This window comes from Sphingomonas sp. GW821-FHT12D09, assembly GCF_058807215.1.
Genome location: NZ_JBXAQL010000001.1, coordinates 439,901 through 465,203, shown reverse-complemented (window position 1 = coordinate 465,203; position 25,303 = coordinate 439,901). Strand labels below are relative to the sequence as shown.

The 25,303-nt window shown below is 66.8% G+C and carries 21 protein-coding genes; 5 read left to right on the top strand and 16 right to left on the bottom strand.

Annotated elements, in window-relative coordinates; all coding sequences use genetic code 11:
- Positions 1-4: 4 nt before the first annotated feature.
- The 6 genes from hfq to dusB all read right to left on the bottom strand — a co-directional run bounded on the left by hfq (position 5) and on the right by dusB (position 7,987).
- Positions 5-562, bottom strand: a complete 558-nt coding sequence (gene hfq / locus AC1RPL_RS02255; protein ID WP_493067627.1) for an RNA chaperone Hfq — start codon at positions 560-562, stop codon at positions 5-7.
- A gap of 219 nt (positions 563-781) precedes the next feature.
- Positions 782-2,161, bottom strand: coding sequence for a nitrogen assimilation response regulator NtrX (gene ntrX / locus AC1RPL_RS02250; RefSeq protein ID WP_493067626.1), 1,380 nt, complete (start codon positions 2,159-2,161; stop codon positions 782-784).
- Positions 2,158-4,389 carry a sensor histidine kinase NtrY-like gene (locus AC1RPL_RS02245; protein WP_493069067.1) on the bottom strand — a complete coding sequence of 744 codons (2,232 nt, stop codon included), beginning with the start codon at positions 4,387-4,389 and terminating at the stop codon, positions 2,158-2,160. Before AC1RPL_RS02245 ends, ntrX begins: the two co-directional genes overlap by 4 nt.
- Positions 4,390-4,473: 84 nt before the next feature.
- Positions 4,474-5,919 carry a nitrogen regulation protein NR(I) gene (ntrC, locus tag AC1RPL_RS02240; RefSeq protein ID WP_493067625.1) on the bottom strand — a complete coding sequence of 482 codons (1,446 nt, stop codon included), beginning with the start codon at positions 5,917-5,919 and terminating at the stop codon, positions 4,474-4,476.
- Positions 5,916-7,013 (bottom strand): two-component system sensor histidine kinase NtrB, encoded by a 1,098-nt coding sequence (locus AC1RPL_RS02235; RefSeq protein WP_493067624.1) that lies wholly within the window; start codon positions 7,011-7,013, stop codon positions 5,916-5,918. The genes ntrC and AC1RPL_RS02235 overlap by 4 nt, the downstream gene beginning before the upstream one ends.
- Entirely contained in the window at positions 6,989-7,987 is a 999-nt protein-coding gene (dusB, locus tag AC1RPL_RS02230; RefSeq protein ID WP_493067623.1) for a tRNA dihydrouridine synthase DusB, read from the bottom strand. Before dusB ends, AC1RPL_RS02235 begins: the two co-directional genes overlap by 25 nt.
- Before the next feature lie 480 nt (positions 7,988-8,467).
- Here dusB and AC1RPL_RS02225 point away from each other — a divergent pair, with 480 nt between their 5' ends.
- Together AC1RPL_RS02225 and AC1RPL_RS02220 are read left to right on the top strand one after the other, a co-directional pair.
- Complete coding sequence (locus AC1RPL_RS02225; protein WP_493067622.1) at positions 8,468-9,592, top strand: bifunctional 2-C-methyl-D-erythritol 4-phosphate cytidylyltransferase/2-C-methyl-D-erythritol 2,4-cyclodiphosphate synthase; 1,125 nt, start codon at positions 8,468-8,470, stop codon at positions 9,590-9,592.
- A 369-nt stretch (positions 9,593-9,961) separates the two neighbouring features.
- On the top strand, positions 9,962-10,507 hold the full coding sequence (locus AC1RPL_RS02220) for a CinA family protein (RefSeq protein WP_493067621.1): 546 nt from the start codon (positions 9,962-9,964) through the stop codon (positions 10,505-10,507).
- On the opposite strand, the gene AC1RPL_RS02215 is transcribed toward AC1RPL_RS02220, so the two are convergent.
- Positions 10,423-10,929: a type II toxin-antitoxin system RatA family toxin gene (locus AC1RPL_RS02215; protein WP_493067620.1), complete on the bottom strand. Its 507-nt coding sequence runs from the start codon at positions 10,927-10,929 to the stop codon at positions 10,423-10,425. The two genes, AC1RPL_RS02220 and AC1RPL_RS02215, sit on opposite strands and share 85 nt — an antisense overlap.
- 161 nt (positions 10,930-11,090) lie before the next feature.
- Positions 11,091-12,029 (bottom strand): lipoyl synthase, encoded by a 939-nt coding sequence (gene lipA, locus AC1RPL_RS02210; protein WP_493069066.1) that lies wholly within the window; start codon positions 12,027-12,029, stop codon positions 11,091-11,093.
- A gap of 114 nt (positions 12,030-12,143) precedes the next feature.
- On the opposite strand from lipA, the gene AC1RPL_RS02205 reads away from it, so the two are divergent.
- Positions 12,144-12,773: a carbonic anhydrase gene (locus tag AC1RPL_RS02205; protein ID WP_493067619.1), complete on the top strand. Its 630-nt coding sequence runs from the start codon at positions 12,144-12,146 to the stop codon at positions 12,771-12,773.
- A 115-nt stretch (positions 12,774-12,888) separates the two neighbouring features.
- Here the strand turns inward: AC1RPL_RS02205 and AC1RPL_RS02200 are convergent, their stop codons facing one another.
- From AC1RPL_RS02200 to aspS, 5 genes are all read right to left on the bottom strand, one after another.
- Positions 12,889-13,662, bottom strand: coding sequence for a polyphosphate kinase 2 family protein (locus AC1RPL_RS02200; RefSeq protein WP_493067618.1), 774 nt, complete (start codon positions 13,660-13,662; stop codon positions 12,889-12,891).
- Positions 13,663-13,719: 57 nt separating this feature from the next.
- On the bottom strand, positions 13,720-14,226 hold the full coding sequence (locus AC1RPL_RS02195; protein ID WP_493067617.1) for a hypothetical protein: 507 nt from the start codon (positions 14,224-14,226) through the stop codon (positions 13,720-13,722).
- 64 nt (positions 14,227-14,290) lie between these two features.
- Entirely contained in the window at positions 14,291-15,307 is a 1,017-nt protein-coding gene (locus AC1RPL_RS02190; RefSeq protein WP_493067616.1) for a 2-hydroxyacid dehydrogenase, read from the bottom strand.
- A gap of 10 nt (positions 15,308-15,317) precedes the next feature.
- On the bottom strand, positions 15,318-16,709 hold the full coding sequence (locus AC1RPL_RS02185; protein WP_493067615.1) for an L-serine ammonia-lyase: 1,392 nt from the start codon (positions 16,707-16,709) through the stop codon (positions 15,318-15,320).
- Between the two features lie 317 nt (positions 16,710-17,026).
- The gene (gene aspS, locus AC1RPL_RS02180) at positions 17,027-18,865 is read right to left on the bottom strand and encodes an aspartate--tRNA ligase (protein ID WP_493067614.1); all 1,839 of its coding nucleotides are present in this window, start codon (positions 18,863-18,865) and stop codon (positions 17,027-17,029) included.
- Positions 18,866-19,040: 175 nt separating this feature from the next.
- Between aspS and rnd the strand changes: the two genes are divergently transcribed.
- Positions 19,041-20,216 carry a ribonuclease D gene (gene rnd / locus AC1RPL_RS02175; protein WP_493067613.1) on the top strand — a complete coding sequence of 392 codons (1,176 nt, stop codon included), beginning with the start codon at positions 19,041-19,043 and terminating at the stop codon, positions 20,214-20,216.
- Positions 20,213-20,500, top strand: coding sequence for an I78 family peptidase inhibitor (locus tag AC1RPL_RS02170; RefSeq protein WP_493067612.1), 288 nt, complete (start codon positions 20,213-20,215; stop codon positions 20,498-20,500). The genes rnd and AC1RPL_RS02170 overlap by 4 nt, the downstream gene beginning before the upstream one ends.
- Before the next feature lies 1 nt (position 20,501).
- Here AC1RPL_RS02170 and AC1RPL_RS02165 read toward each other — a convergent pair whose 3' ends face one another.
- The 3 genes from AC1RPL_RS02165 to AC1RPL_RS02155 all read right to left on the bottom strand — a co-directional run bounded on the left by AC1RPL_RS02165 (position 20,502) and on the right by AC1RPL_RS02155 (position 25,290).
- Entirely contained in the window at positions 20,502-21,587 is a 1,086-nt protein-coding gene (locus AC1RPL_RS02165) for a serine hydrolase domain-containing protein (RefSeq protein ID WP_493067611.1), read from the bottom strand.
- A gap of 65 nt (positions 21,588-21,652) precedes the next feature.
- Complete coding sequence (locus AC1RPL_RS02160) at positions 21,653-23,152, bottom strand: Ppx/GppA phosphatase family protein (RefSeq protein ID WP_493067610.1); 1,500 nt, start codon at positions 23,150-23,152, stop codon at positions 21,653-21,655.
- A complete protein-coding gene (locus AC1RPL_RS02155; RefSeq protein WP_493067609.1) occupies positions 23,149-25,290 on the bottom strand; it encodes an RNA degradosome polyphosphate kinase in 2,142 nt (713 codons plus the stop codon). The genes AC1RPL_RS02160 and AC1RPL_RS02155 overlap by 4 nt, the downstream gene beginning before the upstream one ends.
- Between the last annotated feature and the right edge of the window lie 13 nt (positions 25,291-25,303).

The window sequence follows — 25,303 nt, the reverse complement described above, 5'->3', positions numbered from 1 at the left end:
AACCTTAGTCGTCGCTATTCTGTTCCTCGGCGAGGTTCAGCGGGTGGGCCGGCTGGATCGTCGAGACGGCATGCTTGTAGACCAGCTGGGCCATGCCCTCGCGCTGGAGCAGCATGCAGAACAGGTCGAAGGCGGCGATCTGGCCCTGGAGCATCACGCCGTTCACCAGGAACATGGTGACATTTTCCTGCTGGCGGCGGACCGCATTCAGGAAAATCTCCTGCAATACCGGATTCTTGGACTGGAATTCTCCCACCGCTTCGAGGAGCGGGGCGAGGTCTACCGGGCCCGAGGGCATGATCGTGGAAATGGCGTGCTTGTAGATGAGCTGCGACTGGCCGTCGCGGCGGAGCAGCACCGAAAAATTGTCGAACCAGGTGACGATGCCCTGGAGCTTGACGCCCTTGACGAGGAACATCGTGACCGGCGTCTTCGACCGGCGCAGCGAGTTGAGGAACAGATCCTGAAGCGAGGTCTGCTTTTCGGCCATCGTTCGTGACTCTCTTTGTTGGCGGGAGTTTCCCCGCTTTGGCGCCGTTCTCTGGCGTCGGAGTGCGCGCACCCGTCCGGCGCGCTGCGCCGCCCTTTTATGCTTTGGGCGGCAAATCGTCCAGCGGTGCTTGTTGCGGTCCTACAAACACCGCGCGACAACTCGGAGAAATGTTGATTCTCTTGGTAGTTCATCGCGCGGGTGGGCGGGGGAAAGGCCGCATGCCCGGCTTCAGGAGCCAAGCATGTGAAATCCTACATTGCAAGGCAATGAGTCGCGGGGATGAGCCCCCTACTCTTCCCGGCTGTCGGTGATTCCCAGCAGCTTGAGCTTCCGGTGCAGCGCCGAGCGCTCCATGCCGATGAAGCTGGCAGTGCGCGAGATGTTGCCCGAGAAGCGGCGGATCTGGACGCGGAGATATTCGCGTTCGAAGCTCTCGCGCGCTTCCTTGAGCGGCGCGCCCATGATCGCGCTGGCACCCATGTTGCCGCCGGTCTCGGCCGGGCGGCCGAGCACTTCGGGAGGCAGCAGGTCGAGGTCGATGCGGCCGATCCGATCGCCCGGCGCCAGGATTACGGTGCGTTCGACCACGTTGCGCAGCTGGCGGACATTGCCGGGCCATTCATAGCTCTGCAGCGCCACCATCGCGTCCGGCGCCACCTCCGGTGTCGGTACGCGGCGCTCGTTTGCGTAATGCGCGACGAAATGCTCGACCAGGACGGGAATATCCTCTCGGCGGTCGGTGAGCGGGGGGATGGTCACCGGGACCACGTTCAGCCGGTAATAGAGGTCCTCGCGGAAGCGGCCCTCGGCGATCTCGTTCATAAGGTCGCGTGCCGTGGCCGAGACGACGCGGACATCGACCTTGACCACGCGGGTGCCGCCGACACGGGTGAAGCTCTGGTCGGTGAGCACGCGCAGGATCCGTGCCTGGGTGGCGATCGGCATGTCGGCGATCTCGTCGAGGAACAAGGTGCCGCCATGCGCCTGTTCGAGCAGGCCGGTGCGGACCAGGTCCCCGCCCTCCTCCACGCCGAACAGCTCTTCCTCCACACGCTCGGGCTGCATGCGCGCGGCGCTGACGATCACGAAGGGCGCGGCGGTACGCTGGCTCCAGCCATGGAGCAACCGGGCGGCCACTTCCTTGCCGGTGCCGGCGCCGCCGCTGATCAGCACGCGGCTGCCGGTGGAGGCGACCCGCTTCAAGGTTGCGCGCACGGTGTTGATCGCGCCCGACTGGCCGGTGAGGTCCTCCTCTCGGCCGATCGAGGCGCGTAGCGAGGCGACTTCGCGCTTGAGGCGCTCGGTCTCGGTGGCGCGCTCGACCATGAGCAACAGGCGCTCGGCCTCGAACGGCTTCTCGATGAAATCGGAGGCGCCGCGACGGATCGCGGCGACGGCGGTGTCGAGATTGCCATGGCCGGAGATCACCAGCACCGGGATCGAGGGGTCTCGGCGCTTGATCTCGTCGAGGATCTCCATCCCGTCGAGCCGCGAACCGTGGAGCCATACGTCGAGCAGCACTAGGCTGGGCCGGCGTTCGGCGATGGCCTCGAGGCACTCGTCGCTGTTGGCGGCGCCGCGCGTGGCATAGCCTTCGTCCTCGAGGACGCCGGCTACCAACTCACGGATGTCGCGCTCATCGTCGACGACCAGGATATCGAGACTCATGACTTGGCACTTCCAGTACGGGTAAGCACGGCGGGGCGCGGTTCGTCGGCGCCTTCACCTTCAGGGGAACTCACCATTTCGGCGAGCTGGTCGGTATCGAAGCAGATCGTCACCAGCGTGCCGCCGCCGGGACGGTCCGAGAAGGCGATGGTGCCGAAATGCTCCTCGACGATCTTCTTAACGATCGCGAGGCCCAGGCCGGTGCCGCGGCTGCGGGTGGTCATATAGGGCTCGACGATCCGGTCACGCTCGACCGGCAGACCGATGCCATTGTCGGCCAGTGTCAGGGTGAGCTTGCCTTCGGCCGCGTCATGGATGGTCATGACGATCTCGCCCTGGGAAAGCGCCTCCCCTTCCCCGCGTGCTTCAATCGCCTCGACGGCGTTTTTCACAATATTTGTGAAGGCCTGGCCGATCTGGCGGCGATCGCAGATAAGGCTCGGCGCGGGATCGGGCACCTCCATCTCGAAACGCAGCGTGGGATGCGCGACTTCGTGGAGGAACATCGCCTGGCGCGCGATGTCGAGCAGGGATTCCTGGCGGAACATCGGCTTGGGCATGCGCGCGAAGGAGGAGAATTCGTCGACCATGCGGCGCAGGTCGCCGACCTGGCGGACGATCGTGTCGGTCAGCTGGGCGAAGATGCCGTCCTCGGGCTCGATCTTCTTGCCGTAGCGGCGCTTGAGGCGCTCGGCGGCGAGCTGGATCGGGGTGAGCGGGTTCTTGATCTCGTGTGCGATGCGGCGCGCGACATCGGACCAGGCGGCGCGGCGCTGGTCGTTGAGCTGCTGGGTGATGTCGTCGAAGGTGAGCACCTGGCCGGCCTCGTCGCTGGTGACCTTCACTGCGAGCGTCCGCGCGTCCGCGCCGGTGCCGAGCTTGATCACCGACTCGCGGTCGCCGGTGTCGAGCAGGTCGTTGAGCTCAGGGGCCAAGGTGCTGAGCGCACGGCCGACCAGCTCTTCCTCGCCCTGATGCAGCAATTCGATCGCCGATTCGTTGATCAGGCGGACATTGCGCTGCGCATCGATCGAGATGACGCCCGCCGAGACACCGGACATCACCGCTTCAATCAGCACGCGGCGGCTTTCGATCTGGGCATTGGCGGTGACCAACGCATTGGTCTGTGCCTGTAGCCGCTCGGTCATCGAGTTGAAGGCGTTGCTGAGCGTGCTGATCTCGTCACCGGTCTGCGGGATGTCGACACGAGCGGTGAGATCGCCGCCGGCGACACGCCGGGCAGCAGTGACGAGCTGCTCGACCGGCTTCACCAGCCGATCGGCGACGGCGAGCGCGATCCAGGTGGCCAGGCCGACGATCAGCAATGCGACGCCGAACAGCACCAGGTTGAATTGGACCTGGAGTGAGCGCGCGCGGGCCTGGAGCGCGCTGAATTCCGACATGATCCGGTCGGTTTCGTGATTCTGGCTGCTGAGGAAGTCAACATTGTTGGGTGTAGCGACATAAAGGAACAGGTTGCGCGACCGATCGACCGGGGTGACCACCCAGAGCATCTCGTTGTCGAAATTGGTGTAGCTGTCTTCGTCGCGCAGCAGATTGAGCACCTGGCCCGATACCCGGGCCGCGAACAGATCCGGCTTGGGCGCGTCGTAGGAATAGAGCGCCACCACATTCTTCTGGTCCACAATGTGGAAAAGGACGAACTGGTAGAGATTGCGGTTATAGGTCTGCCGCATCAGATAGTCCTGCACGGCAAGCGAGCGATCCGGGACGACCGGGTATTTGCCCGCGATATCGCCCGCCATGAAACGGGCTTCGCCGGTCCAGCGTTGGATGACCAGCCGCTTGCCCTGGTCCGCAAAGGACTTGGTGGAATTGAAGGCACTGCGCGCGCGCTCCGAGCCCCAGAGCTGCACACCCGACTGGAACATCACTGAGGCGGCCAACACGGTCAGCACGATCGGGATGCTCGCCATAAGCGAGAACACCGCGACCAGGCGCACGTGCAGCCTTCCCCCACCCTCCAGCGCCGATTTGGCGGCATGGTGGATGGCGATCCGCCGGCCGATCAGCACGATCAGCGCGACATAAGGCAGCAGGTTCGCCAGTAGCAGCGAGGCGGCGACGCCGGGGTTGAACACTTGGTGCGCGAAATTGCGGACGAAGAGGAAGGTCGCGACCGGGGTGGCTATGGCCAGCGCCACAACCACGATCTCCAGCGTCCCTATAGCCGTGAACCGTCGCTTACGCGGCGGCGCCTTGATCATAGGCTCGGCAGTGACGGCATCCATCCCGGACACGCTAGAGCGAGATTGTGGCAAAAAGAACACATAATATTGCTCGGTCTGTCGCTATTCGGCACCATCCGGGCGATTGGGACCGACATCGATGCCCAGTGTATCGAGGCGCTTGCGCAGGGTATTGCGGTTGATGCCAAGCGCGCGGGCGGCGCGCAGCTGGTTGCCGCCATGACGCCCCAGCATCGCTTCGATCAGCGGGCGCTCCACTTCGCCGATGATGCGATCGTAGAGCGTGCCGTCGTCGAGCGTGCGCGGCTCCTCGATCGCGATGCGCTCCAGCCGGGCGCGGACGGCGGCTTCGATGCCTTCGTCGCGAGTCGCTGGGGCCGGCATCGCGCTCGCCTCGCCCAGCGCCCGGCGCAGGGCGTCGCCATCGATCACTTCGTCGCGGCTGAGCGCCGCGATGCGGCGCATCAAATTCTCGAGCTGGCGGACATTGCCGGGCCAGTCATAGCCCTCGAGCACCGCGATCGCGTTGGCCGCCAGGCTCTTGCGCGGCAGGCCGTCCTCGGCGGCTCGGTCGAGGAAGAAGCGGGCCAGCAAGGGCACGTCGTCGCGGCGCTCGCGGAGCGACGGGAGCGCCACGGGGACGACGTTGAGGCGGTAGAACAAATCCTCGCGGAACTGGCCGGCCTGGACGAGCGCGGTCAGGTCCTTGTTGGTCGCGGCGACGATGCGGACATCGGCCTTGATCGCGCGGGCGCCGCCGACGGTGGTGAACTCGCCCTGCTGGAGCACGCGGAGCAGGCGAGTCTGCGCATCCATCGGCATGTCGCCGATCTCGTCGAGGAACAGGGTGCCGCCTGCTGCCTGCTCGAACTTGCCGGCGACGCGGGCCTGGGCGCCGGTGAAGGCGCCGCGTTCATGACCGAACAGCTCGGCCTCGATCAGCTCGCGCGGGATCGCGGCCATGTTGAGCGCGACGAACGGCGCGCGGCGGCGTGGCCCCATGTCGTGGATCGCCTTGGCGACCAGTTCCTTGCCGGTACCCGATTCGCCCGAGATCAGCACGGTGAGGTCGTTGGAGACGACACGGGCGATGACGCGGTAGACTTCCTGCATCGCCGGCGAGCGGCCGATCAGCGAGGAACCGCCGCTCAGCTCGTCGCCGGGCAGGTCTGCGGGGAGATGGCGGCCGCGGGCGATGGCGCTGCGCACCGCCTGGCCGAGCACATCCAAGTCGAAGGGCTTGGGGAGATAGTCGAACGCGCCGACTTCGGTGGCGCGCACGGCCGTCGCCAGCGTGTTCTGCGCGGAGAAGACGATCACCGGGAGCGCGGGATGCTCGGCGGTGAGCTTGGCGACTTCGTCCAGGCCATTGCCGTCGGGCAGGATCACGTCGGTGACCAGCACGTCGGGCAGCGCGGCGCCGATCGCCCGACGCAGCTCGGCCAGGCTGGCTGCCGTCGTGACGGCATGGCCTTCGCGGCGCAGCGCTGCGGCGACCACGGTGCGGATCGCGCTGTCGTCGTCGACGACCAGGACCGAGCCGGTCATGCCTTGGCTCGGGGGAGGAGAATGCGGAAGACAGTCATTTCGGGGGCGCGCTCGCGGGCGTACTGGACGATGCCGCCCATGTCGCGGACCAGCTTCTCGACGAGCGGGAGGCCGAGCCCCTTCCCCTCCGGCTTGCCCGAGACGAAGGGCTCGAAGAGATGCTCGGCAATGTCCTCGGGCGCGCCGGGGCCATTGTCCATCACGCAGATCTCGATCGGCAAAGGCTGGCGCGGGCGGCCGGCGCCGGTGCTGACCGACATGCCGTGGCGATAGGCAGTGGTGAGCACGATCCGCGGCTGGGCAAGCCCGCCAAGCGCCTCGGCGGCGTTCTTGACCAGGTTCATCATCACTTGCTGGAAGGCATCGGGATCGATCAGCACCGGGGGCAGCGAGGGATCGAAGCGCTCCTCGATCACCATGCCGCGGGCGAAGCCGGCCAGCGCCAGGCGGCGAGCATGGTCGAGCAGCGGGTAGACGTTGGTCGGCTCGAGCTTGAGCGGCCGCGTGTCGGTGAAGTCCTGCATCCGGTCGATCAGCGCGGCGATGCGGTCGACTTCGGTGGTGATCAGGCCGGTGAGCTCGCGATCCTCGCCCGAGCTGGCGAGCAGCTGGGCGGCGCCGCGGATGCCCGAGAGCGGGTTCTTGATCTCATGGGCGAGCATCGCGGCGGCACCGACGGCGGCACGGGCACCAGCGCTGCGGTCCGCACCCTGGGCGACGCGGCGGGACTGCGGCGCGTGGTGGAGCGTGACGATCCGCCAGCCGGGATGATCGGCGACATGGGTCTCGACGAAATCGACCCGGATGCGCGGGCCGCGCACGGCCTCGATCTCGGTGTCGAAGGCAGCGAAGCCGTGCCCGTCGCGGCGCTCGACATAGCCGTCGGGCGGGCTCAGCACCGCGTCATAGGGCTGGCCGATCATCGTGGTCTCGGCATGGTTGAGCAGCGCCTCGCATGCCGCATTGGCATGCGCGATGCGGCCATCGGGATCGATGACGAGGACAGCGACGGGCAGCGCGGCGAACGTCTCGGCAAAGCCGGGCCCGAGGGCCGGCGCCGGACGTCGCCTCAGGCCGCCGCGCGGGAACGCCACGGTGCGTAGAATTCGTCGAGCATCGCCAGGACGGTCTTGGCGTCCGGCACCTGATTGACCTTGTTGCGGAATTCGGCCGAGCCGTGGATGCCCTTGGTGTACCAGCCGAGATGCTTGCGCATCATATTGACGCCGGTCATCTCACCATAATGTTCGAGACTATCGATGTAATGCTCTAGAATTACACGATATTGTTCTTCGATACTCGGGTCGGCCTGCTCGCCCTTGCCCGTCAGCGCGTCCATCACCTGCTTGAGCACCCATGGCTTGCCGTACGCGCCGCGGCCGATCATCACGCCGTCCGCACCCGACTGGCGCAGCGCCTCGCGGGCATCCTCGACCGAGCAGATGTCGCCATTGACGATCACCGGGATCGAGACGGCGTCCTTGACCTTGCGGACGAAGCTCCAGTCGGCGCTGCCGCGGTACATCTGGTTGCGGGTGCGGCCATGGACGGTGACCAGCTTGCAGCCGAGGTCCTCGGCGATGCGCGCCAGCTCAGGCGCATTGAGGCTGTCCAGGTCCCAGCCCATGCGCATCTTGAGCGTGACCGGCACATCGACCGCCTTCACGCAGGCATCGACGATCGCCGCGGCATGCTTGAGGTCGCGCATCAGCGCCGAGCCGGCATCGCCATTGGTCACTTTGCGGACCGGGCAGCCCATGTTGATGTCGATGATCGCGGCGCCGCGATCGGCGTTGAGCTTGGCGGCCTCGGCCATTTCGGGGGGCGAGCAGCCGACGAGTTGCATCGACACCGGCTCCTCGATCGGATCCCAGGCGGCCTTCTGGATCGACTGGCGCGTATCCCGAATGGCAGCCGCGCTGGCGATCATCTCGGTGACGTTGAGCCCCGAGCCATAGCGGCGCACCGCGCGGCGGAACGGCAGGTCGGTAACGCCGGTCATCGGCGCCAGGATGACCGGCGCTTCGACCGTAACCGGGCCGATCTGGATGGGGGCGAGTTCGCTCATGACTGTGCCTGAAAAATAGGCAGTGGCGCCTACAGGTACAAGCGGAGATTGGCAAGCGGACGCTTGCGGAGGCGGATGTTCGCAGCGTTTGCGCAGGGGGCCGGGTTGGAAGTGGTCCGCTATCTGGCCGGGAATGGCCGGAACACGTGGGTTTCCGCGGAGTCGAAGGTTGCTTTTGCGATCCGTTCGGGCGCGGATGTTTGCGGTCCCTCCCTTTGGCGCGTGGATAACGCGTTGATTTTGCGCACGAAGAGGCGTGCGCGGTTCGGTGGCTGGACGGTTCAAAGAGCGGGCCGGTGTTTGCCGGCCGATGCTCGAGGCTGTCAGAGGATTTCCTACATTGGTAGCCCCTTCCCTTCGCACCTACCGTCATCCCCGCGAAGGCGGGGATCCAGGGTTACGAAGCGATGTCCTGTCTGGCCCTAGATCCCCGCCTTCGCGGGGATGACGAAGAAAGAAAGTTGCTCTAGGTCCGCCCCCATGAAGACAGCCGCGATCATCGTCGCCGCCGGCAACGGCATCCGCGCCGGCGGCACCGTGCCCAAGCAGTTCGCCCTCCTCGCTGGCAAGCCGATGCTGGCGCACAGCGTTGCCGCCATGACGTCACATTCCGCGATCGACGGGGTGCTGGTGGTGATCGGCGCGGGCCAGGAAGAGGCCTTGCGCGCGATTTCGGACGATCTGGCCTTCGTTGTTGGCGGGGCGACCCGGCGGGAGAGCGTGGCCAAGGGGCTGGCAGCGCTGGACGGTGCCGACCGGGTGCTGATCCATGATGCCGCCCGCCCCTTCCTGCCGCATGCGGTGATCGACCGGCTGCTGGCCGCGCTGGAGACGCATGACGGAGCAATTCCGGGGCTGCCGGTAGCGGACACGCTCGTCTCCGCGGCCGGAGCGTCCGTTCCACGCGACGGGCTGGTGCGGGTGCAGACGCCCCAGGCGTTCCGCTATGCCGCCATAGAGGCGGCGCACCGGGCCTGGCCGGAAGACCAGGAAGCGACCGACGATGCGCAGATGCTGCGCGCGCTGGGAATGGACGTTGCAGTCGTGGAAGGGTGCGCGATGCTCGAAAAGATCACCCATCCCGCCGATTTCGCCGCCGCCGAGGCGCGCTTCGGGGCGCAGATGCGGGTGCGCACTGCCCAGGGCTATGACGTCCACCGCTTCGCCGAGCGTGAGGAATTGTGGCTGGGTGGCGTGCTGGTGCCGCATGCCAAGGGGCTTGCGGGGCATAGCGACGCCGATGTGGCGCTGCATGCGATCACCGATGCGCTGCTCGGCACGATCGGCGCGGGCGATATCGGCATGCACTTCCCCCCGAGCGACCCGCAGTGGCGCGGCCAGCGCTCGGCCAGGTTCCTGGAACATGCCGCCTCGCTGGTGGCGGCCGAGGGCGGCGTGATCGACTATATCGACCTGACGATCATCTGCGAGGCGCCCAAGATCGGGCCGCACCGCGAGGCGATCCGGGCGAGCATCGCGGGGATTTTGGGGTTGCCGATATCGGCGGTGAGCGTGAAGGCGACAACCACCGAGCGGCTGGGGTTCACCGGGCGTGGCGAGGGTATGGCGGCGCAGGCTGTGGCTACGGTGCGGGTGCCTGGCTAGTTTTTGTTCACGCGGAGACGCGGAGGCGCGGAGATTTTTTGTTCGCGCAGAGGCGCTGAGAGCGCAGAGAGGCTGTGCTCGCGGTCAATTCCGGTGCCGCGTCAGCGGCGGGAATTGGGGTAGCTCCGAACTTGAGCGCACCGCTGGCGCGGTGCAGGACACCTCAGCGTTCTCTGCGCCTCCGCGTGAGAAATAAGCGTCCGAAGCTGGGCCCCGGCCTTCGCCGGGGAAGGTCGCCATTCGGGAGACGATCCTATGCCGCCTGAGATCCCGGCTTTCGCCGGGATGACGGTTTGCCGTCACCTCTTAACCACCCCGTGAATGAACTGACTCGCCTCGGCAACATTAGGGTGGCAAAGGCGCCCACCTATGGACACGATTCTTCCGCCGGAACTGGTCGCGGCCGCGCGCAAGGTGCTTGACGCCAATCGCGCCGCAGGCCGCCGTGTCGCCGTTGCAGAAAGCTGCACCGGCGGCCTGGTCTCCGCCGCGCTCACCGAGATCCCCGGCTCGTCCGACGTCTTCGACGCGGGCTTCGTCACCTATTCGAACGAAGCCAAGCACGACGTGCTCAAGGTGGGCAGCGACGTGCTGGAGACCTTCGGCTCGGTCTCGATCGCGGTCGCCTGGAGCATGGCGCAGGGCGCACTGGCCCGCACCCATGCCGATGTCGCGGTGGCGATCACCGGGATTGCCGGCCCCGATGGCGGCACCGAGAAGAAGCCGGTGGGCACGGTGGTGTTCGCCCAGGCCGTGCGCGGCGCCGATCCCGATCATATCGTGGCGGATGCGCGCCATTTCGAGAATAACGGCCGCGCCGGCGTGCGGCTTCAGGCGGCGTTGTGCGCGCTCGAGCTGCTGATGCCGGGTGCGGTGGGACTCGATGCCGAGGAAGCCGACGTCGAATCGCCGTAGAGGCGCGCGGCGCGTTCCTCGAACGCATTGATCATCTTGCGAAGCGCCCGGTCGAACATCTGGCCGGCGAGCATCTCGAACACGCGGTTCTTGAACGCGAAGTCGACGGTGAAGTCGACCAGGCAGCCGCCCTTCCCGTCGGTGCGGAACTTCCAGTCGTTGTTGAGGTGCTTCAGCGGCCCTTCGAGATACTCGATATGCAGTGCACCCGGCCGCGCCTTCTCCACCTTCGACGTGAAGGTCTCGCGCAGGCCCTTGAAGCCGACGATCATGTCCGCGACCATCTGGGTATCGCTGTTCGAGCGCACCCGGATCGCACTGACCCAGGGCAAGAACTCGGGATAGCGCGCGACGTCCGCCACCAGGTCGAACATCTGTTCGGGCGTGTAGGGCAGCGGGCGGGTTTCGGAATGCTTGGGCATCGGGTCTTCTTAATTCCTCCCCGGCACGGGGAGGGGGGCCATCGCGTAAGCGATGGTGGAGGGGGCCCCGCCCTCCACCGGCGACATCATTCGGGGCGCGCGGGCCCCCTCCACCACGCCGCTTCGCGTCGCGGTCCCCCTCCCCGTTCCGGGGAGGAATTTCATGCCTGCGCCTTTGCCAGCTTCGCCTCGCGCGCGGCCTTCATCTCGGCGAAATCCTCGCCGGCGTGATAGCTCGAACGCGTCAGCGGCGACGAGGCGACCTGGAGGAAGCCCTTGGCCCGGCCGATCGCTCCATAGGCCTGGAAGGCGGCGGGCGTGACGAATTCCTCGACCTTGGCGTGCCGCGGGGTCGGCTGGAGATACTGGCCCATCGTCAGGAAATCGATGTCGGCCGAGCGCATGTCGTCCATCACCTGGTGGACCTCGAGGCGCTGCTCGCCGAGGCCCAGCATGATGCCCGACTTGGTGAAGATGGTCGGATCGAGCCGCTTCACCGTCTCCAGCAGGCGCAGCGAGGCGTAGTAGCGCGCGCCCGGGCGGATCGTCGGGTAGAGCCTCGGCACCGTCTCGAGGTTGTGGTTGTAGACGTCGGGCCGCGCGGCGACGATCGCTTCGATCGCGGCCTCGTGCTTGTTGCGGAAATCGGGCGTGAGGATCTCGATCGTGGTGGTCGGGTTCGCCTTGCGGATCTCCTCGATCACCTTGACGAACTGCGACGCTCCGCCGTCGGGCAGGTCGTCCCGGTCGACCGAGGTGATGACGATATGCTCCAGGCCCATCTGCGCGGCCGCTTCGGCGACGTGCTGGGGCTCGAGCGGATCGACCTTGCGCGGCATGCCGGTCTTGACGTTGCAGAAGCGGCAGGCGCGGGTGCAGACGTCGCCCAGGATCATCACCGTGGCGTGCTTCTTGGTCCAGCATTCGCCGATGTTCGGGCAGGCCGCTTCCTCGCACACGGTGACGAGGTTCTTCGAGCGCATCAGCGCCCGCGTCTTGGCGAAGCCTTCCGAGGTCGGCGCCTTGACGCGGATCCAGTCGGGCTTGCGCTGACGCTCGGGACGAGGTGCCGGGGAAAGGTCGTTCATGACAGGCCAGATAGAGCGGGTGGGCCGGGGATTCCAGCCCCGGTTGCACTTTCGTCAATCATCGGGTCGAGCAACAGTTCGATACAAACCTTGGCAGTCTGGATGCCGGACGTTACGGCAGCGGCCATGACCGATTTCACCGACCTGCTCGACGGCTATCAGCGCTTCCGGACCAGTGAATATCGCCGCCACCGCGACCGATGGTCCGAGCTCACCGAGGGGCAGAGCCCGCGGGTGATGGTGATCGCCTGTTCGGACAGCCGAGTCGATCCGGCGCAGATCTTCGATACCGTGCCCGGCGAGATCTTCGTGGTGCGCAACGTCGCCAATTTGGTGCCGCCGTTCGAGGACGATGCGAGTCGCCACGGCGTCTCGGCGGCGCTGGAGTTCGCGGTGACGCAGCTGGAAGTGCCCGAGATCGTGGTGCTGGGGCACGGTGCGTGCGGCGGCGTGTCGGCGGCGCTGTCGCAGCGCTTCAAGGGCGCGGCCAATGGCGAAGGCGGGTTCATCGCGCACTGGGTCGACATGCTCGACGAGGCGCGCGAGCGGATCGTCGCCGAGCACGGCACCGGCCCCGAGGCGGTGCATGCGCTGGAGCTGGAGACGGTGCGGGTCTCGCTGGTCAACCTGCTGACCTTCCCCTTCGTCGCCGAGCGGGTGAAGGCGGGCACGCTCACCCTCCACGGCGCCTATTTCGCGATCGCCGACGGCGTGCTGCACGTCATGGGCGAGGATGGGGCGTTCGGAGAGGCTTGAGCCTTTTGGTTCGCCATCCATGGTTCGTCATCCCGGCGAAAGCCGGGACCCAGAGCCACAAGCGACACGGCAGAGAAACCCTGGGCCCCGGCTCTCGCCGGGGTGACGGTGGTGGTTAAAGCCCCAGCGCCTTGCGCGCGACCTTCTCGACCTCGGGATCGAGCTCCGGCGGCTCCATCGGGACATGCTTCTCCAGCGCGTCGGCAATGGCGGTGAGCGCCGCGATGCGGCCGGCCTTCTTGTCGTTGCCGTCGATCACGATCCAGGGCGCGACCTTGGTGTCGGTCTGCTTGAACATGTCGTGCATCGCGTCGAGATATTCCGGGCGTTTGGCGCGGTTGCGGTAATCGTCGAGGCCGGTCTTCCAGCGCTTCCAGGGATGCTCGAGCCGCGCGGTGAGGCGCTTGTCCTGCTCCTTCTGGGTGACGTGGACGAAGACCTTGACCAGCGTGGTGCCCGCGGCCACCTGCTGGGCCTCGAAATCGTTGATCTCGGCATAGCCGCGCTTCCAGTCCGCCTCGGGCGTGAAGCCCTCGACCCGCTCGACCAGGACACGGCCGTACCAGCTGCGGTCGAAGATCGCGATATTGTGCTGGGCGGGCAGCCGGCGCCAGAAACGCCAGAGGAAATGGTGGGCCAGCTCCTCCGGCGTGGGTGCCGAGATCGGCCAGACTTCGAAATAGCGCGGGTCCCATTCGGCGGTGAGGCGCTGGATGATCCCGCCCTTCCCCGCCGCGTCCCAACCCTCGAACGCGATGATCGCGCGGCGCTTGTGGACGATGTGCGCGTAATGGATGTGACTCAGGCGCTTCTGGATTTTCTCCAGCGCGTGCTTGTACTTGCCGTCGAACGCTTCGCCGTCTTCGTAATCGCCCAGATCGATCGCCATGCCGTTCCTTTCGTGCCTGGCGAAACGATAGAGACTGGAAGAGGATGCGCCAAATCGTCAGTTCGGCGTCGGGTTCCTGGCCTGGTCCATCATCGCCTTGACCTCTTCGCGCGACATCGTGGGTCCGGAGGAGGCGCCGCCGCATCTGTCCTGCAGCGCCTGGGAGGCAGTCGTCATGCGATCGCTGAGCGCGGTCTGGCGCGCCATCGCCTCCTCCATTGCCTTGGGCATGCCCATCCCGCCGCCCGCGGAAGCGGCGCGGGAGAGCAGCGAGCCGCCGAGCGAGGCCGCCATGCCGACGCCGGGGATCATGCCGGCGAGGCCGGTGAGCATGCCGGTGGTGCGGGCCGCCTTGGCGCGCGACATGGATTTCTTGCGCATGTCCTCGGCAGCCTTCGACATGGCGGTGCTTTCGGTGCGCATGTCGCGCTCGATCTGGGCGACTTCGGCGCGGAGCGCGGCGCAGCCGGCATCCTGGGCGGGTACAGGCACGTCCTGGGCGGCGGCGCCCTCCTGGGCGAGCAGGAGCGCGGCGGCGGCGAGGATCAGTATCGGGCGGTTCATGGGCGCGCGGGCTAGCGGCTGGAGGCTGGGCTCCGGAACCGGGATGCGACCAAGGCCGCCCTTCTCACTTCGAAGGCGCGATCCGGGCGGTATCGACGCGGTTTTCCAGCGCCCTGCCCGCTTCCGCATCGGCGATGCTCTGCAGCGTCGTGCCGGCGATGGCGCTCAGCGCCTCCTCGGTGAGGAAGGCTTGGTGGCCGGTGATCAGCACGTTCGGAAAGGTCAGCAGCCGCTGGAAGGCGTCGTCCGAGACGATCTCGCTGGAGAGGTCCTCGAAGAAGAGGTCCGCTTCCTGCTCGTAGACGTCGAGCGCTACGGCGCCGACCTTGCGGGACTTGAGGCCCTCGATCAGCGCCGCGGTGTCGATCAGCGCGCCGCGGCTGGTGTTGACGATCATCAGCCCGTCGCGGGCGGTTTCGATGGTCCTGGCGTCGATCAGGTGGCGGGTGTCGGGGGTGAGCGGGCAATGGAGGGTGACGATCTCCGCCTCGCGCAGCAGCTGGTCGCGGGGGACGTAGCGGATGCCGATGCTCTCCAGCTCCGGGTCGGGGAAGAGGTCGGCGGCGAGGACTTCGCAGCCAAAGCCGAGCTTCAGGGTGCGGGCGACAAGCGCGCCGATCTTGCCGGTGCCGATCACGCCGACGGTGCGGCCATGCAAATTGCGGCCGATCAGCCCATCGAGCGCGAAGTTGTTCTCGCGGACACGGGCCCAGGCGCGGGGGATCTTGCGGTCGACGGCGAGGAGCAGCCCGATGGTGAACTCGGCGACCGCATGGGGCGAATAGGCGGGCACGCGGACGACTTCCACGCCGAGGCGCGCGGCGGCGGCGAGATCGACATTGTTGAACCCGGCGCAGCGCAGCGCCACCAGCTTCGTCCCGCCGGCCGCGAGCGCTTCCAGCACTTCGGCGTCCACGATGTCGTTGACGAAGACGCAGACCGCGCCATGCCCGGCCGCCAGCGCGGCGGTGGCGGGTTCGAGGCGGGGCTCTAGGAAGTGGAGATCGTGCCCGAAGGCCGTGTTTGCCTCGCTCAGGAAGCGGCGGTCATAGGGCTTGGTGTTGAATACGGCGATACGCATGCCGCTCAGGCTAGCAGGCGACGACGTTCACCGCGAGGCCGCCCTGCGCCGTTTCCTTGTACTTCGACCGCATGTCCTCGCCGGTCTGGCGCATCGTCTCGATCACCGCGTCCAAACTGACGATGTGACTGCCGTCGCCGTGGAGCGCCAGATAGGCGGCGTTGATCGCCTTGATCGCGCCCATCGTGTTGCGCTCGATGCAGGGGATCTGGACCAGGCCGCCGATCGGGTCGCAGGTGAGGCCAAGGTTATGCTCCATGCCGATCTCGGCGGCATTCTCGATCTGGGAATTGGTGGCGCCCAGCGCGGCGGCGAGGCCGGCGGCGGCCATCGAGCAGGCGACGCCGACTTCGCCCTGGCAGCCCATCTCGGCGGCGGAGATCGAGGCGCGCTTCTTGTAGAGGAAGCCGATCGCCGCGGCCGTGAGCAGGAAGGTGCGCGAGCCGGCGGGCGTCGGGCTGGCGCAGAAGGTCTCGTAATAGCGCAGCACCGCGGGGATGACGCCGGCGGCGCCGTTGGTCGGCGCAGTGACGACGCGGCCGCCGGCGGCATTCTCCTCGTTCACCGCGAGCGCCCATAGGCTGACCCAGTCGAAGACGAGCGAGGGATCGCTGCGCGGGCCACGCGCGATCAGGCGCTGGTGGAGATCGCGGGCACGGCGCTTGACCTTGAGGCCGCCGGGCAGCTCCCCCTCCCCGCGCGTGCCGCGGTCGATACAGGCCGACATGGCGGCGCGCAGGCTGTCGAGGAACGCGTCGGTCTCGGCATCGTCGCGCCAGGCGGCTTCGTTGGCGCGGACGATATCGGCGATCGTGGCGCCCTGCTTCTCCGCCACCGCGAGCAGTTCGGCGCCCGAGGTGAAGGCGAAGGGCAGACGGACGTTGGACTGGGGCGGCTCGCACCCGCCCTCGACGATCGCACCGCCGCCGATCGAGTAGAAGAAGGTCTCCCAAGGCTCGCTCTCGGCATAATGCGCGACGAAGCGCATGCCATTGGGGTGCGAGGGCAGGAAACGGTCGTCGCGGAAGACCAGATGGCGGCCCTCGACGAAGGGCACCACGACATGGCCGCCGAGCGCGAGCTTCTCCTCGGCGCGGATCGTGGCGACGATCGTGCTGACCGCATCGGGATCGACGCTCTCCGGTCCATAGCCGGCGAGCCCCAGGATCACGGCGATATCGGTGGCATGGCCGCGGCCGGTGAGCGCGAGCGATCCGAACAACTCGCAGGAGACGGATGTCGGCGTGCCGCGATCGAGCGCGGCTTCGGCAAAGGCACAGCCAGCGCGCATCGGGCCGACCGTATGCGAGCTCGACGGGCCGATGCCGATCGTGAACAGATCGGCCAGTCCAATGGTCGCTTCCGCCCGGGCGCGGGCCCGGGAGGTGTTCTCGTCAGACATTTCTACTCCTGCGTCCCGGGCTCTGGCGGCCGGATTGCTGATCTTGGTTGTAGTTTTATGTCTGTATATTGAAGTTTTATAACTTCAAGCTGGCGGGCTTGGCCGGCAAATCCAAATTCGTCATCCCCGCGCAGGCGGGGATCCAGAGTGGCAGAGCGATATCCTTTGTGACCCTGGATCCCCGCCTGCGCGGGATGACGGGTAAAAGGGTTCCGGACACCCAATGTCGTCATCCCGGCGAAAGCCGGGACCCAGAGCCAGGAGCGATTCCGCTTATGACTCCTAGGCCCCGGCTTTCGCCGGGGTGACGAAGGAAGTTAGCCCGCCGAAGGATCGACCACGCCGTCGGTGCCCTTCTTGGCGAGGTCCGCCGCCACCTGCGGGGCCAGGCGGATGTTGAGCTCCTTGAGCTGCTTCTCGCTGACGAAGGACGGCGCCTGCATCATCAGGTCCTCCGCCTTCTGCGTCATCGGGAAGACGATCACTTCGCGGATGTTGGGCTCGTCGGCGAGCAGCATGACGATGCGGTCGACACCCGGGGCCGAGCCGCCGTGCGGCGGGGCGCCGAACTTGAAGGCGTTGATCATGCCCGCGAAGTTGGTGTCGACGTCTTCCTGCGTGTAGCCGGCGATCTCGAACGCCTTGTACATGATCTCCGGACGGTGGTTCCGGATCGCGCCGGACGACAGCTCGATGCCGTTGCAGACGATGTCGTACTGATAGGCCAGGATATCGAGCGGGTCCTTGGTCTCCAGCGCCTCCATCTCGCCCTGCGGCATGCTGAAGGGATTGTGGCTGAAGTCGACCTTCTTGGCGTCCTCGTCATATTCGAACATCGGGAAGTCGACGATCCAGCAGAATTCGAAGCGCTTCTTGTCGATCAGGTCGAGCTGCTCGGCGGCGCGGGTGCGGGCCAGACCGGCGAGCTTGGTCGCCTGGGCTTCCTTGCCGGCGGCGAAGAAGATGCCGTCGTTCGGGCCGAGGCCCATCGCGTCGGCGATCGCCTTCATGCCATCCTGGCCATGATTGTTGGCGATCGGCCCACCGAACACGCCATCCTTCTGGGTGGCATAGCCGAGGCCCGGGAAGCCTTCCGACTGGGCCCAGCTGTTCATGTCGTCGAAGAACTTGCGGCTCTTCTCGTGCGTGCCCGGCGCCGGGATGGCACGGACGACGTCGCCGCCCTCGACGATCGAGGCGAAGCGTCCGAAGCCCGAGCCCTTGAAGAAGTCCGACACGTCGGTGATCAGCAGCGGGTTGCGCAGGTCCGGCTTGTCGTTGCCATATTTGAGCATCGATTCCTTGTAGGGAATGCGCTTGAACGGCAGCGCCGAGACGCTGCGGCCCATGCCCTCCCAATCGGCGAATTCCTCGAACACGCCGTGCAGGACCGGTTCGATCGCGGCGAACACGTCGTCCTGCGTCACGTAGCTCATCTCGAAATCGAGCTGGTAGAACTCGCCCGGCGAACGATCGGCGCGGGCGTCCTCGTCGCGGAAGCAGGGAGCGATCTGGAAATACTTGTCGAAGCCGGCGACCATCAGCAGCTGCTTGAACATCTGCGGCGCCTGGGGGAGCGCGTAGAACTTGCCCGGATGGACGCGGCTGGGAACGAGATAGTCGCGGGCGCCTTCGGGCGACGACGCGGTGAGGATCGGCGTCTGGAACTCGGTGAAGCCCTGGTCGATCATCCGGCGGCGCAGCGAGGCGATCACGCTGGAGCGCAGCATGATGTTCTTGTGGACCTTCTCGCGGCGCAGATCGAGGAAGCGGTAACGGAGGCGGATGTCCTCCGGATACTCGTTGTCGCCGAACACCGGGAGCGGCAGCTCCTGCGCGTGGCTCTGGACCACGGCGTGGGTGACGCGGATCTCGACTTCGCCGGTCGGCAGGTTGGGGTTCACTGCTTCGGAAGCGCGGGCGACGACCTTGCCGGTCATCGTCACCACCGATTCGCTGCGCAGCGACTCGATCACCTGGAAGGCCGGGCCGTCCACTTCGGTGACGATCTGGGTGATGCCATAATGATCGCGCAGATCGATGAAGACCAGGTCGCCATGGTCGCGCTTGCGGTGGACCCAGCCCGACAGGCGGACTTCCTGGCCGACATCGGCGGCGCGGAGCTGAGCGCAATTGTGCGTGCGATAGGCGTGCATTTTCCGGTCTCTCAATGGTTCGCCACCCCGGCGGAAGCCGGGGCCCAGGGTCGCTAGCGACGCCGCTTGGGGCTCTGGGTCCCGGCTTTCGTCGGGATGACGATAAAATCAATGAGGCGGCGCATCTTCGTCCCACCCTCTTTTGTCAACCCGAAGTCCGGTCTATGGGCCTAGGATGCATATCCATGGTCTGATTGAAGACAGTGCGGCTCTCGCCAATCTCTGCGCCCGTTTCGCCAACAAGCCCTATATCTGTGTGGACACCGAGTTCATGCGGGAAAACAGCTATTGGCCTGAGCTCTGCCTCATCCAGATCGCCGACGACGAAGAGGCGGCGGCGATCGATCCGATGGGCGGAATCGACATGCAGCCGCTGCTCGACCTGATGGTGAACAACGAGGATGTGCTGAAGGTCTTCCATGCCGGCGGGCAGGACATCGAGATCGTCTACAACCTGACGGGCAAGACCCCGCACCCGCTGTTCGACACCCAGGTCGCCGCGATGGCGCTCGGGCTGGGCGAGCAGATCGGCTATTCCAACCTGGTCGACACCTATCTCGGCTTCACCATCGACAAGGGCGCGCGCTTCACCGACTGGAGCCGCCGTCCGCTCGACAAGCGCCAGATCGAATATGCGATCGGCGACGTGACGCACCTCTCCAACATCTTTCCGCGCATGCTGGAGAAGCTGAAGAAGACCGGCCGCGGCGCCTGGCTCGACCAGGAGATGGAGCGGCTCGCCGATCCGGAGAATTATCACAACGACCCCGACGAAGCCTGGCAGCGCGTGCGCGTGTCGAGCCGCAAGCCCGAAGTGCTCGGCCGCCTGAAGGCGCTGGCGCGGTGGCGCGAGCTGGAAGCGCAGGGCAAGGACCTGCCCCGCGGCCGCATCGTCAAGGACGAGACGCTGGCCGATATCGCCGGCAATCCGCCGCGCAAGCAGAGCGATCTCGGCAAGGTGCGCGGGCTCTCCGCGGCCTGGGCGGGTAATGATATCGGCGGCCGGCTGATGGCGGCGCTTGAGGGTGCCAACCCGATGTCGAGCGACGAGATGCCGCCGCGCGACGACCGCAAGCCTTCGCTCGGCAAGGACGGCGCGCTGGTGGCGGACCTGCTCAAGCTGCTGCTCAAGATCCGCGCCAAGGAGATCAACGTCGCGCCGCGCCTGCTCGCGCGCACCGACGATCTGGAGGCGCTGGCGGCCGGCGTGCGCGACGGACTCGCGATCCTGCAGGGCTGGCGCTACGAGCAGTTCGGCCGCGACGCGCTCAACCTGGTCGAGGGTCAGCTGGGGTTCACCGTCAAGAATGGTAAGCTCAAGATGACCCGTACCGAGGAACCCGCCGAATGATCCGCCTAGCCCTCCCCGCCGCTGCCCTGGTCCTTCTGGGCGCCTGCGCGCAGCAGGAGCCGCCCAAGCCGATTCCCGGCGTGGAGTGCAATGCGTCGAAGCTTGGCGGGCTGGTCGGCGAGACGCGCAGTCCCGAGGTCGAGGCCGAGGCCAAGCGACTGTCGGGCGCGAACGTGGTGCGCTGGCTGGAGCCGAACGCCATCGTGACGATGGAATTCCGGGCGGACCGGCTGAACCTGCATCTCGGAACCGACGGCAAGATCGGCTCCGCGCGCTGCGGGTGAGCTAGGGCCGCGGCGCCGGACCGAACAGGCTGTCGGCGAACAGGTCGATCGCCTTTTGCGAAATGCCGCTATTGTTGAGCAGCACCACCGCTTCGCGCGTGTCGTAGCGATGCGCGAGCAGCGTGCGAAAGCCGGCGGTGCGCCCGGTCTCCCATGCCGCCTCGACCGGCTTGCCGGCGATGGTCATCCTGCGGACGCGGCCGCCCAGTGCATAATCCTGGTCGGCGACGCGCACGGTGCGCAGCGCCTTTAGCGAAGCGGATGAGACGAAGCCCTTGTCGAACACTGCATGGCCGGCGCGGACCAGGTCGGGTGCTGTACTGAAATAGCCGCCCGAGGCAGCCATGACCGGCGCGCGCGGATTGGGCCATTCGACCGGCGGCTCGACGGTGCGATAGGACAGGGCCGTGCCCGGGGCGTTGTCGATCCCCGCCGCGGCGGTCGTGTGGCTCAAGCCCAGCGGATCGAGCGTGATCTCGCGCATCGCTTGCTGGAACGGCTTGCCCGTCGCCGCCTCGACGACCGCGACGACGATGAACCAGTTGGTCAGCGCATAGTCGAACTTGGCTCCGGGCTCGAAGGCGAGATCGCCCGAGGCGAAGCGGCGCACCGATTCGGCGGTGCCGAGGTCGCGCGTGACCAGGTCGGGCTCGGTCTTGAGGGTGGGGATGAAGTCGTTCGGAATGCCGCTGGTGTTCGACAGGAGGTGCGCGAGCTGGACCCTGGCACCGGTATCGGCGCGGTAGCCGGGCAGCAGCGTCGCGATCGGCGCGTCGAGGGCAAGCTTGCCAGCCTCTACCAGCTTGAGGACCGTCACGGTGGTGAGGAACTTGGAGATCGAGGCGATGCCATAGACCGTCTCGATCGTCGCCGGCTTGGCGGCGGCGATGTTCGCCAGTCCGAAGTTACGGGCGTAGAGGATTTTGCCGGCCTTGGCCCGGACGATCGTGCCACCAAAGCCGTTGGCCTTCACGAAGGCATCGATCCTGGCATCGTCGGCGCCCATCTTCGCGAAGGCCGGCACCGGCACCAGCGCAGTCATGCCCGTGACGAGACCGCCTTGCAGCACCATGCGTCGATCGATCATTGGGTCCCCCCTCAAGCCACAATATGCGGGTTCATTGCGGGAGCGACATGAACGCCTGATGACCGTCAGACCTCCAATACGGGCTGGCGACCGAAGGCTGCGGCGAGTGCCTTGTGGCGCTTCTCGACGGCCTCGCCGTACAGCACCTCGTCGGCGGGATCGAGGACGAGCGCGAGCGTGTCCGCGTCCATGTGCAGCTCGGAGCGCTTGATCGGCGCGGCGACTCCGCCCGACAGGCGCTGGCCCAGGCGGATGGCCAGGCCCCAGAGCTTGGCGCGCCACAGCGTATCGTCATCGGCAAGCTGGTTGAGCGGCGTCGGCGTGTCCAGCCCGCCGCCCAGCGCCGTGTACAGCGCCTGGCCGAGCGCGGCACGGCCCATCGAATCGATCGCCACCCAATTGCCGTGGAGCGCCGCATCGAGACCGCGTTCGGCGCGGAACTCCGGATTGGCGTGCCAGCCGACATCGACCAGCTGGCAGGCGGCGTGGCGCAGCCGGCCGAGCTCGGGCGGCTCGCCGGCAAAGAGCGGGGCGATCCAGGCATCGAGCAGGTCGCCATGTTCGGGGAAGCGGCCCATCCGCTCGCCCTCGTCGCGGGTGGCGGCGATCAGCGGGTCCTGTCGGCGGATTTCGGGCGAAAGCCGCTGATAGAGCAGTCCTTCGCGCAGGCCATAGGCGGAGACGATCGTACCGCTGCTGCCGAGCTGCTTGAGGACATGGCTCAGCAGGTTCGCGGCGTCTTCCAGCGAGGAGGCGCGGCCGCTGGACAGGTTGGGGATCGCCTTGAGATCGGACTTGGGCATCACCGCGATCGAGCTGGCCAGCTCGGCGATGCGCGCGACCGCCATCGGATATTGGTGCGCGATCGGCAGCGGATAATGCTTCAGGTGCATGTCGAGCCGGGCAAGGCTGCGCCACGATCCGCCGACCAGGTAGAAGGGCAGCCCCTTCCCCCGCCCCTTCCAGCCGGCCTCGTCGAGCAGCCTGGTCACCTTGCGTTCGAGCGATCCCTTGCCGCCGGCGCGGATCGCGCCGAGGCGCAGCACGCCCAGGGGGAAGGACACGCGGTCGGTCACCGTGCCGGCGACGACGCGGACCAGCTCGAGCGAGCCGCCGCCGAGGTCGCCGACGATGCCGTCCGCCTCCGGGATGCCCGAGAGCACGCCGAGGCCCGACGCGGTGGCCTCTTCCTCGCCCGACAGCGTCTCGACCTCCAGGCCGAGCGCGCGTGCCGCCGCGATCAGCTCACCGCCGTTCGACGCATCCCGGACAGCAGCCGTGGCGACGGTGCGCAGTTCGCATGCCTGCATCTCGCGGGCGAGCGTGGCGAAGCGGGCCAGCGCGGCCCGCGCGCTGGCGAGGCTCGCGGGATCGATCGCCCCGGTCTCGGCCAGGCCGCGGCCCAGCCCCGCCATCACCTTCTCGTTGAACAGGGTCGCCGGCAGGCGGGCCGAGCCGTGATAGACCACCAGGCGCACCGAATTGGAGCCGATGTCGATGATCGCGGTGCGGTCCTCGGCCGGCTGGGCCTTGGGGCGTCCCTTGCGGAACATCAAAGTGTTCATCCCTTGGCCTTGGCCCTGCCGCGGCGCTTCAGCTGGAGCTTGGGCACGGGCTTGCGCGCATCGAGCGCGGCGCCGCGACCGGAGAGCGAGGGGTTGGTCATGAAATAGCGGTGCAGGTTGAAGCTCCCGTCCTCGCCCGGCCCGATGCGGATATAGCTGCCGTCGGACTGGAGCACCCAGCTTTGCTCATTGTCGAGCAGGTTCGCTACCATCACCTGGTCGAGCACCTGGGCATGTACCGTTTTGTTGAGGATCGGCAGCATGAATTCGACGCGGCGATCGAAGTTGCGCTGCATCCAGTCGGCCGATGAGATGAACAGCCTCGCGCCGTCGTTCGGCAGCGCCTTGCCACCGCCAAAGGCCCAGATGCGGCTGTGCTCGAGAAAGCGGCCGACGATCGACTTGACCTTGATGTTCTCGCTCATCCCGGGAACGCCGGGACGCAGGCAGCAGATGCCGCGGATGATCAGCTCGATCTCGACCCCGGCATTGCTCGCCTCATAGAGCTTCTCGACCACCGCGGGATCGACCAGCGAGTTCATCTTCGCCCAGATCGCGCCGGGCCGCCCGGCGCGGACATGGGCGATCTCGTCGTCGATCAGGCCGACCAGGCGGTCGCGCAGGTCGCGCGGGGAGATGCCGAGCAGCTCCAAGCTCTGCGGCTCCACATAGCCGGTGACATAGTTGAAGATCTGCGCGGCATCGCGGCCGATGCGCGGATCGGCGGTGAAGAAGCTGATATCGGTGTAGATGCGCGCGGTGATCGGGTGGTAGTTGCCCGTGCCGAAGTGGCAATAGGTGCGATAGGCATTGCCCTCGCGCCGCACGACCATCGAGACCTTGGCGTGGGTCTTCCAGTCGATGAAGCCATAGACGACCTGGACGCCTGCCCGTTCCAGCGCAGTGGCCCAATAGAGGTTCTGCTCCTCGTCGAACCGTGCCTTCAGCTCGACCACGGCGGTGACCGACTTGCCGGCTTCGGCGGCGGCGATCAGGGCGTTGATCACGGCAGGCTGCTTGCCGGCGCGGTAGAGCGTCTGCTTGATCGCCACCACGTCAGGATCGGCCGCCGCCTGGCCCAGGAACGAGAGCACGACGTCGAAGCTCTCATAGGGGTGGTGGACGACGATGTCCTTGGCCTTGATCGCTGCGAAGCAATCGCCGCCATATTCGCGGATCCGCTCGGGGAAACGCGCCGAGAAGGGCGTGAACTTCAGGTCGGGCCGGTCCTCGTCAACCAGCATCGCCAGGTCGCCGATGCCGAGGAAGCCGCCGGTCTCGGTAAGCAGCGCCTCGCTGCCGCCCAGCTCCTCCTTGAGCACGGCTTCCAGCTCTGGAGAGATGCTCTCCTCCATCTCGAGGCGGATGACCCTGCCCCGCCGCCGGCGCTTGATCGCCGAGCGGAAGGTCATGACCAGATCCTCGGCCTCTTCCTCGATCTCGAGATCGCTGTCGCGCAGCACCCGGAAGGCCGCGGCACCGAGCGACGTGTAGCCGGGGAAGAGCAAATGCGAGAAATGCTTGAGCACCGTCTCGACCGCGACATAGCGCGCCGGCATGCCGGGCAGGCGGACGAAGCGCTTGATCGCGGTGGGCAGCAGGACGAGCTCGCGCACCGGCTCACGATCGGATTTGCGGACCAGATCGAAGATCACGCACGATCCCTGGTTGGGGATGAACGGGAACGGGTGCGCGGGATCGAGCGCCTGCGGCGTCAGGATCGGGAAGATCTGCTCGCGGAAATGCGCTTCGAGCCAGACTTCGGTCTCCCCTGCGATCTCGCTCGCGTCGAGCACGAAGATGCCGGTCTCGGTGAGGTCGCTGCGGATGTCGGTCCACACGCCCTGCTGGTTGTCGGCGAGCGCCTCGGCCTGGGCGGAAATGGCGGCGAGCTGCTGACTTGGCGTCAGTCCGTCTACCGAGCGTGCTTCCACATTCTGCAGCTGCTGGCCCATCAGGCCGGCGACGCGGACCATGAAGAACTCGTCGAAATTCGAGCCGGAGATCGACAGGAAGCGCAGCCGCTCGAGCAGCGGCTGGGCGGGGTTGCACGCCTCTTCCATCACCCGCCGGTTGAACGCGAGCCAGCTCAGTTCGCGATTGAAGTAACGTACGCCACTATCCGGCAATTCAGTCATCTCGGCCCCTTCG

Bases quoted from the DNA above. Each gene is read 5' to 3' on its own strand.
- dusB (WP_493067623.1), bottom strand. From the start codon at position 7,987: ATGAGCGAACTCGCCCCCATCCAGATCGGCCCGGTTACGGTCGAAGCG.
- AC1RPL_RS02220 (WP_493067621.1), top strand. From the start codon at position 9,962: ATGGACACGATTCTTCCGCCGGAACTGGTCGCGGCCGCGCGCAAGGTG.
- AC1RPL_RS02225 (WP_493067622.1), top strand. From the start codon at position 8,468: ATGAAGACAGCCGCGATCATCGTCGCCGCCGGCAACGGCATCCGCGCC.
- AC1RPL_RS02195 (WP_493067617.1), bottom strand. From the start codon at position 14,226: ATGAACCGCCCGATACTGATCCTCGCCGCCGCCGCGCTCCTGCTCGCC.
- AC1RPL_RS02185 (WP_493067615.1), bottom strand. From the start codon at position 16,709: ATGTCTGACGAGAACACCTCCCGGGCCCGCGCCCGGGCGGAAGCGACC.
- AC1RPL_RS02170 (WP_493067612.1), top strand. From the start codon at position 20,213: ATGATCCGCCTAGCCCTCCCCGCCGCTGCCCTGGTCCTTCTGGGCGCC.
- aspS (WP_493067614.1), bottom strand. From the start codon at position 18,865: ATGCACGCCTATCGCACGCACAATTGCGCTCAGCTCCGCGCCGCCGAT.
- AC1RPL_RS02160 (WP_493067610.1), bottom strand. From the start codon at position 23,152: ATGAACACTTTGATGTTCCGCAAGGGACGCCCCAAGGCCCAGCCGGCC.
- ntrC (WP_493067625.1), bottom strand. From the start codon at position 5,919: ATGACCGGCTCGGTCCTGGTCGTCGACGACGACAGCGCGATCCGCACC.
- AC1RPL_RS02205 (WP_493067619.1), top strand. From the start codon at position 12,144: ATGACCGATTTCACCGACCTGCTCGACGGCTATCAGCGCTTCCGGACC.
- AC1RPL_RS02155 (WP_493067609.1), bottom strand. From the start codon at position 25,290: ATGACTGAATTGCCGGATAGTGGCGTACGTTACTTCAATCGCGAACTG.
- ntrX (WP_493067626.1), bottom strand. From the start codon at position 2,161: ATGAGTCTCGATATCCTGGTCGTCGACGATGAGCGCGACATCCGTGAG.
- AC1RPL_RS02200 (WP_493067618.1), bottom strand. From the start codon at position 13,662: ATGGCGATCGATCTGGGCGATTACGAAGACGGCGAAGCGTTCGACGGC.
- AC1RPL_RS02215 (WP_493067620.1), bottom strand. From the start codon at position 10,929: ATGCCCAAGCATTCCGAAACCCGCCCGCTGCCCTACACGCCCGAACAG.
- AC1RPL_RS02190 (WP_493067616.1), bottom strand. From the start codon at position 15,307: ATGCGTATCGCCGTATTCAACACCAAGCCCTATGACCGCCGCTTCCTG.
- AC1RPL_RS02245 (WP_493069067.1), bottom strand. From the start codon at position 4,389: ATGATCAAGGCGCCGCCGCGTAAGCGACGGTTCACGGCTATAGGGACG.
- rnd (WP_493067613.1), top strand. From the start codon at position 19,041: ATGCATATCCATGGTCTGATTGAAGACAGTGCGGCTCTCGCCAATCTC.
- AC1RPL_RS02165 (WP_493067611.1), bottom strand. From the start codon at position 21,587: ATGATCGATCGACGCATGGTGCTGCAAGGCGGTCTCGTCACGGGCATG.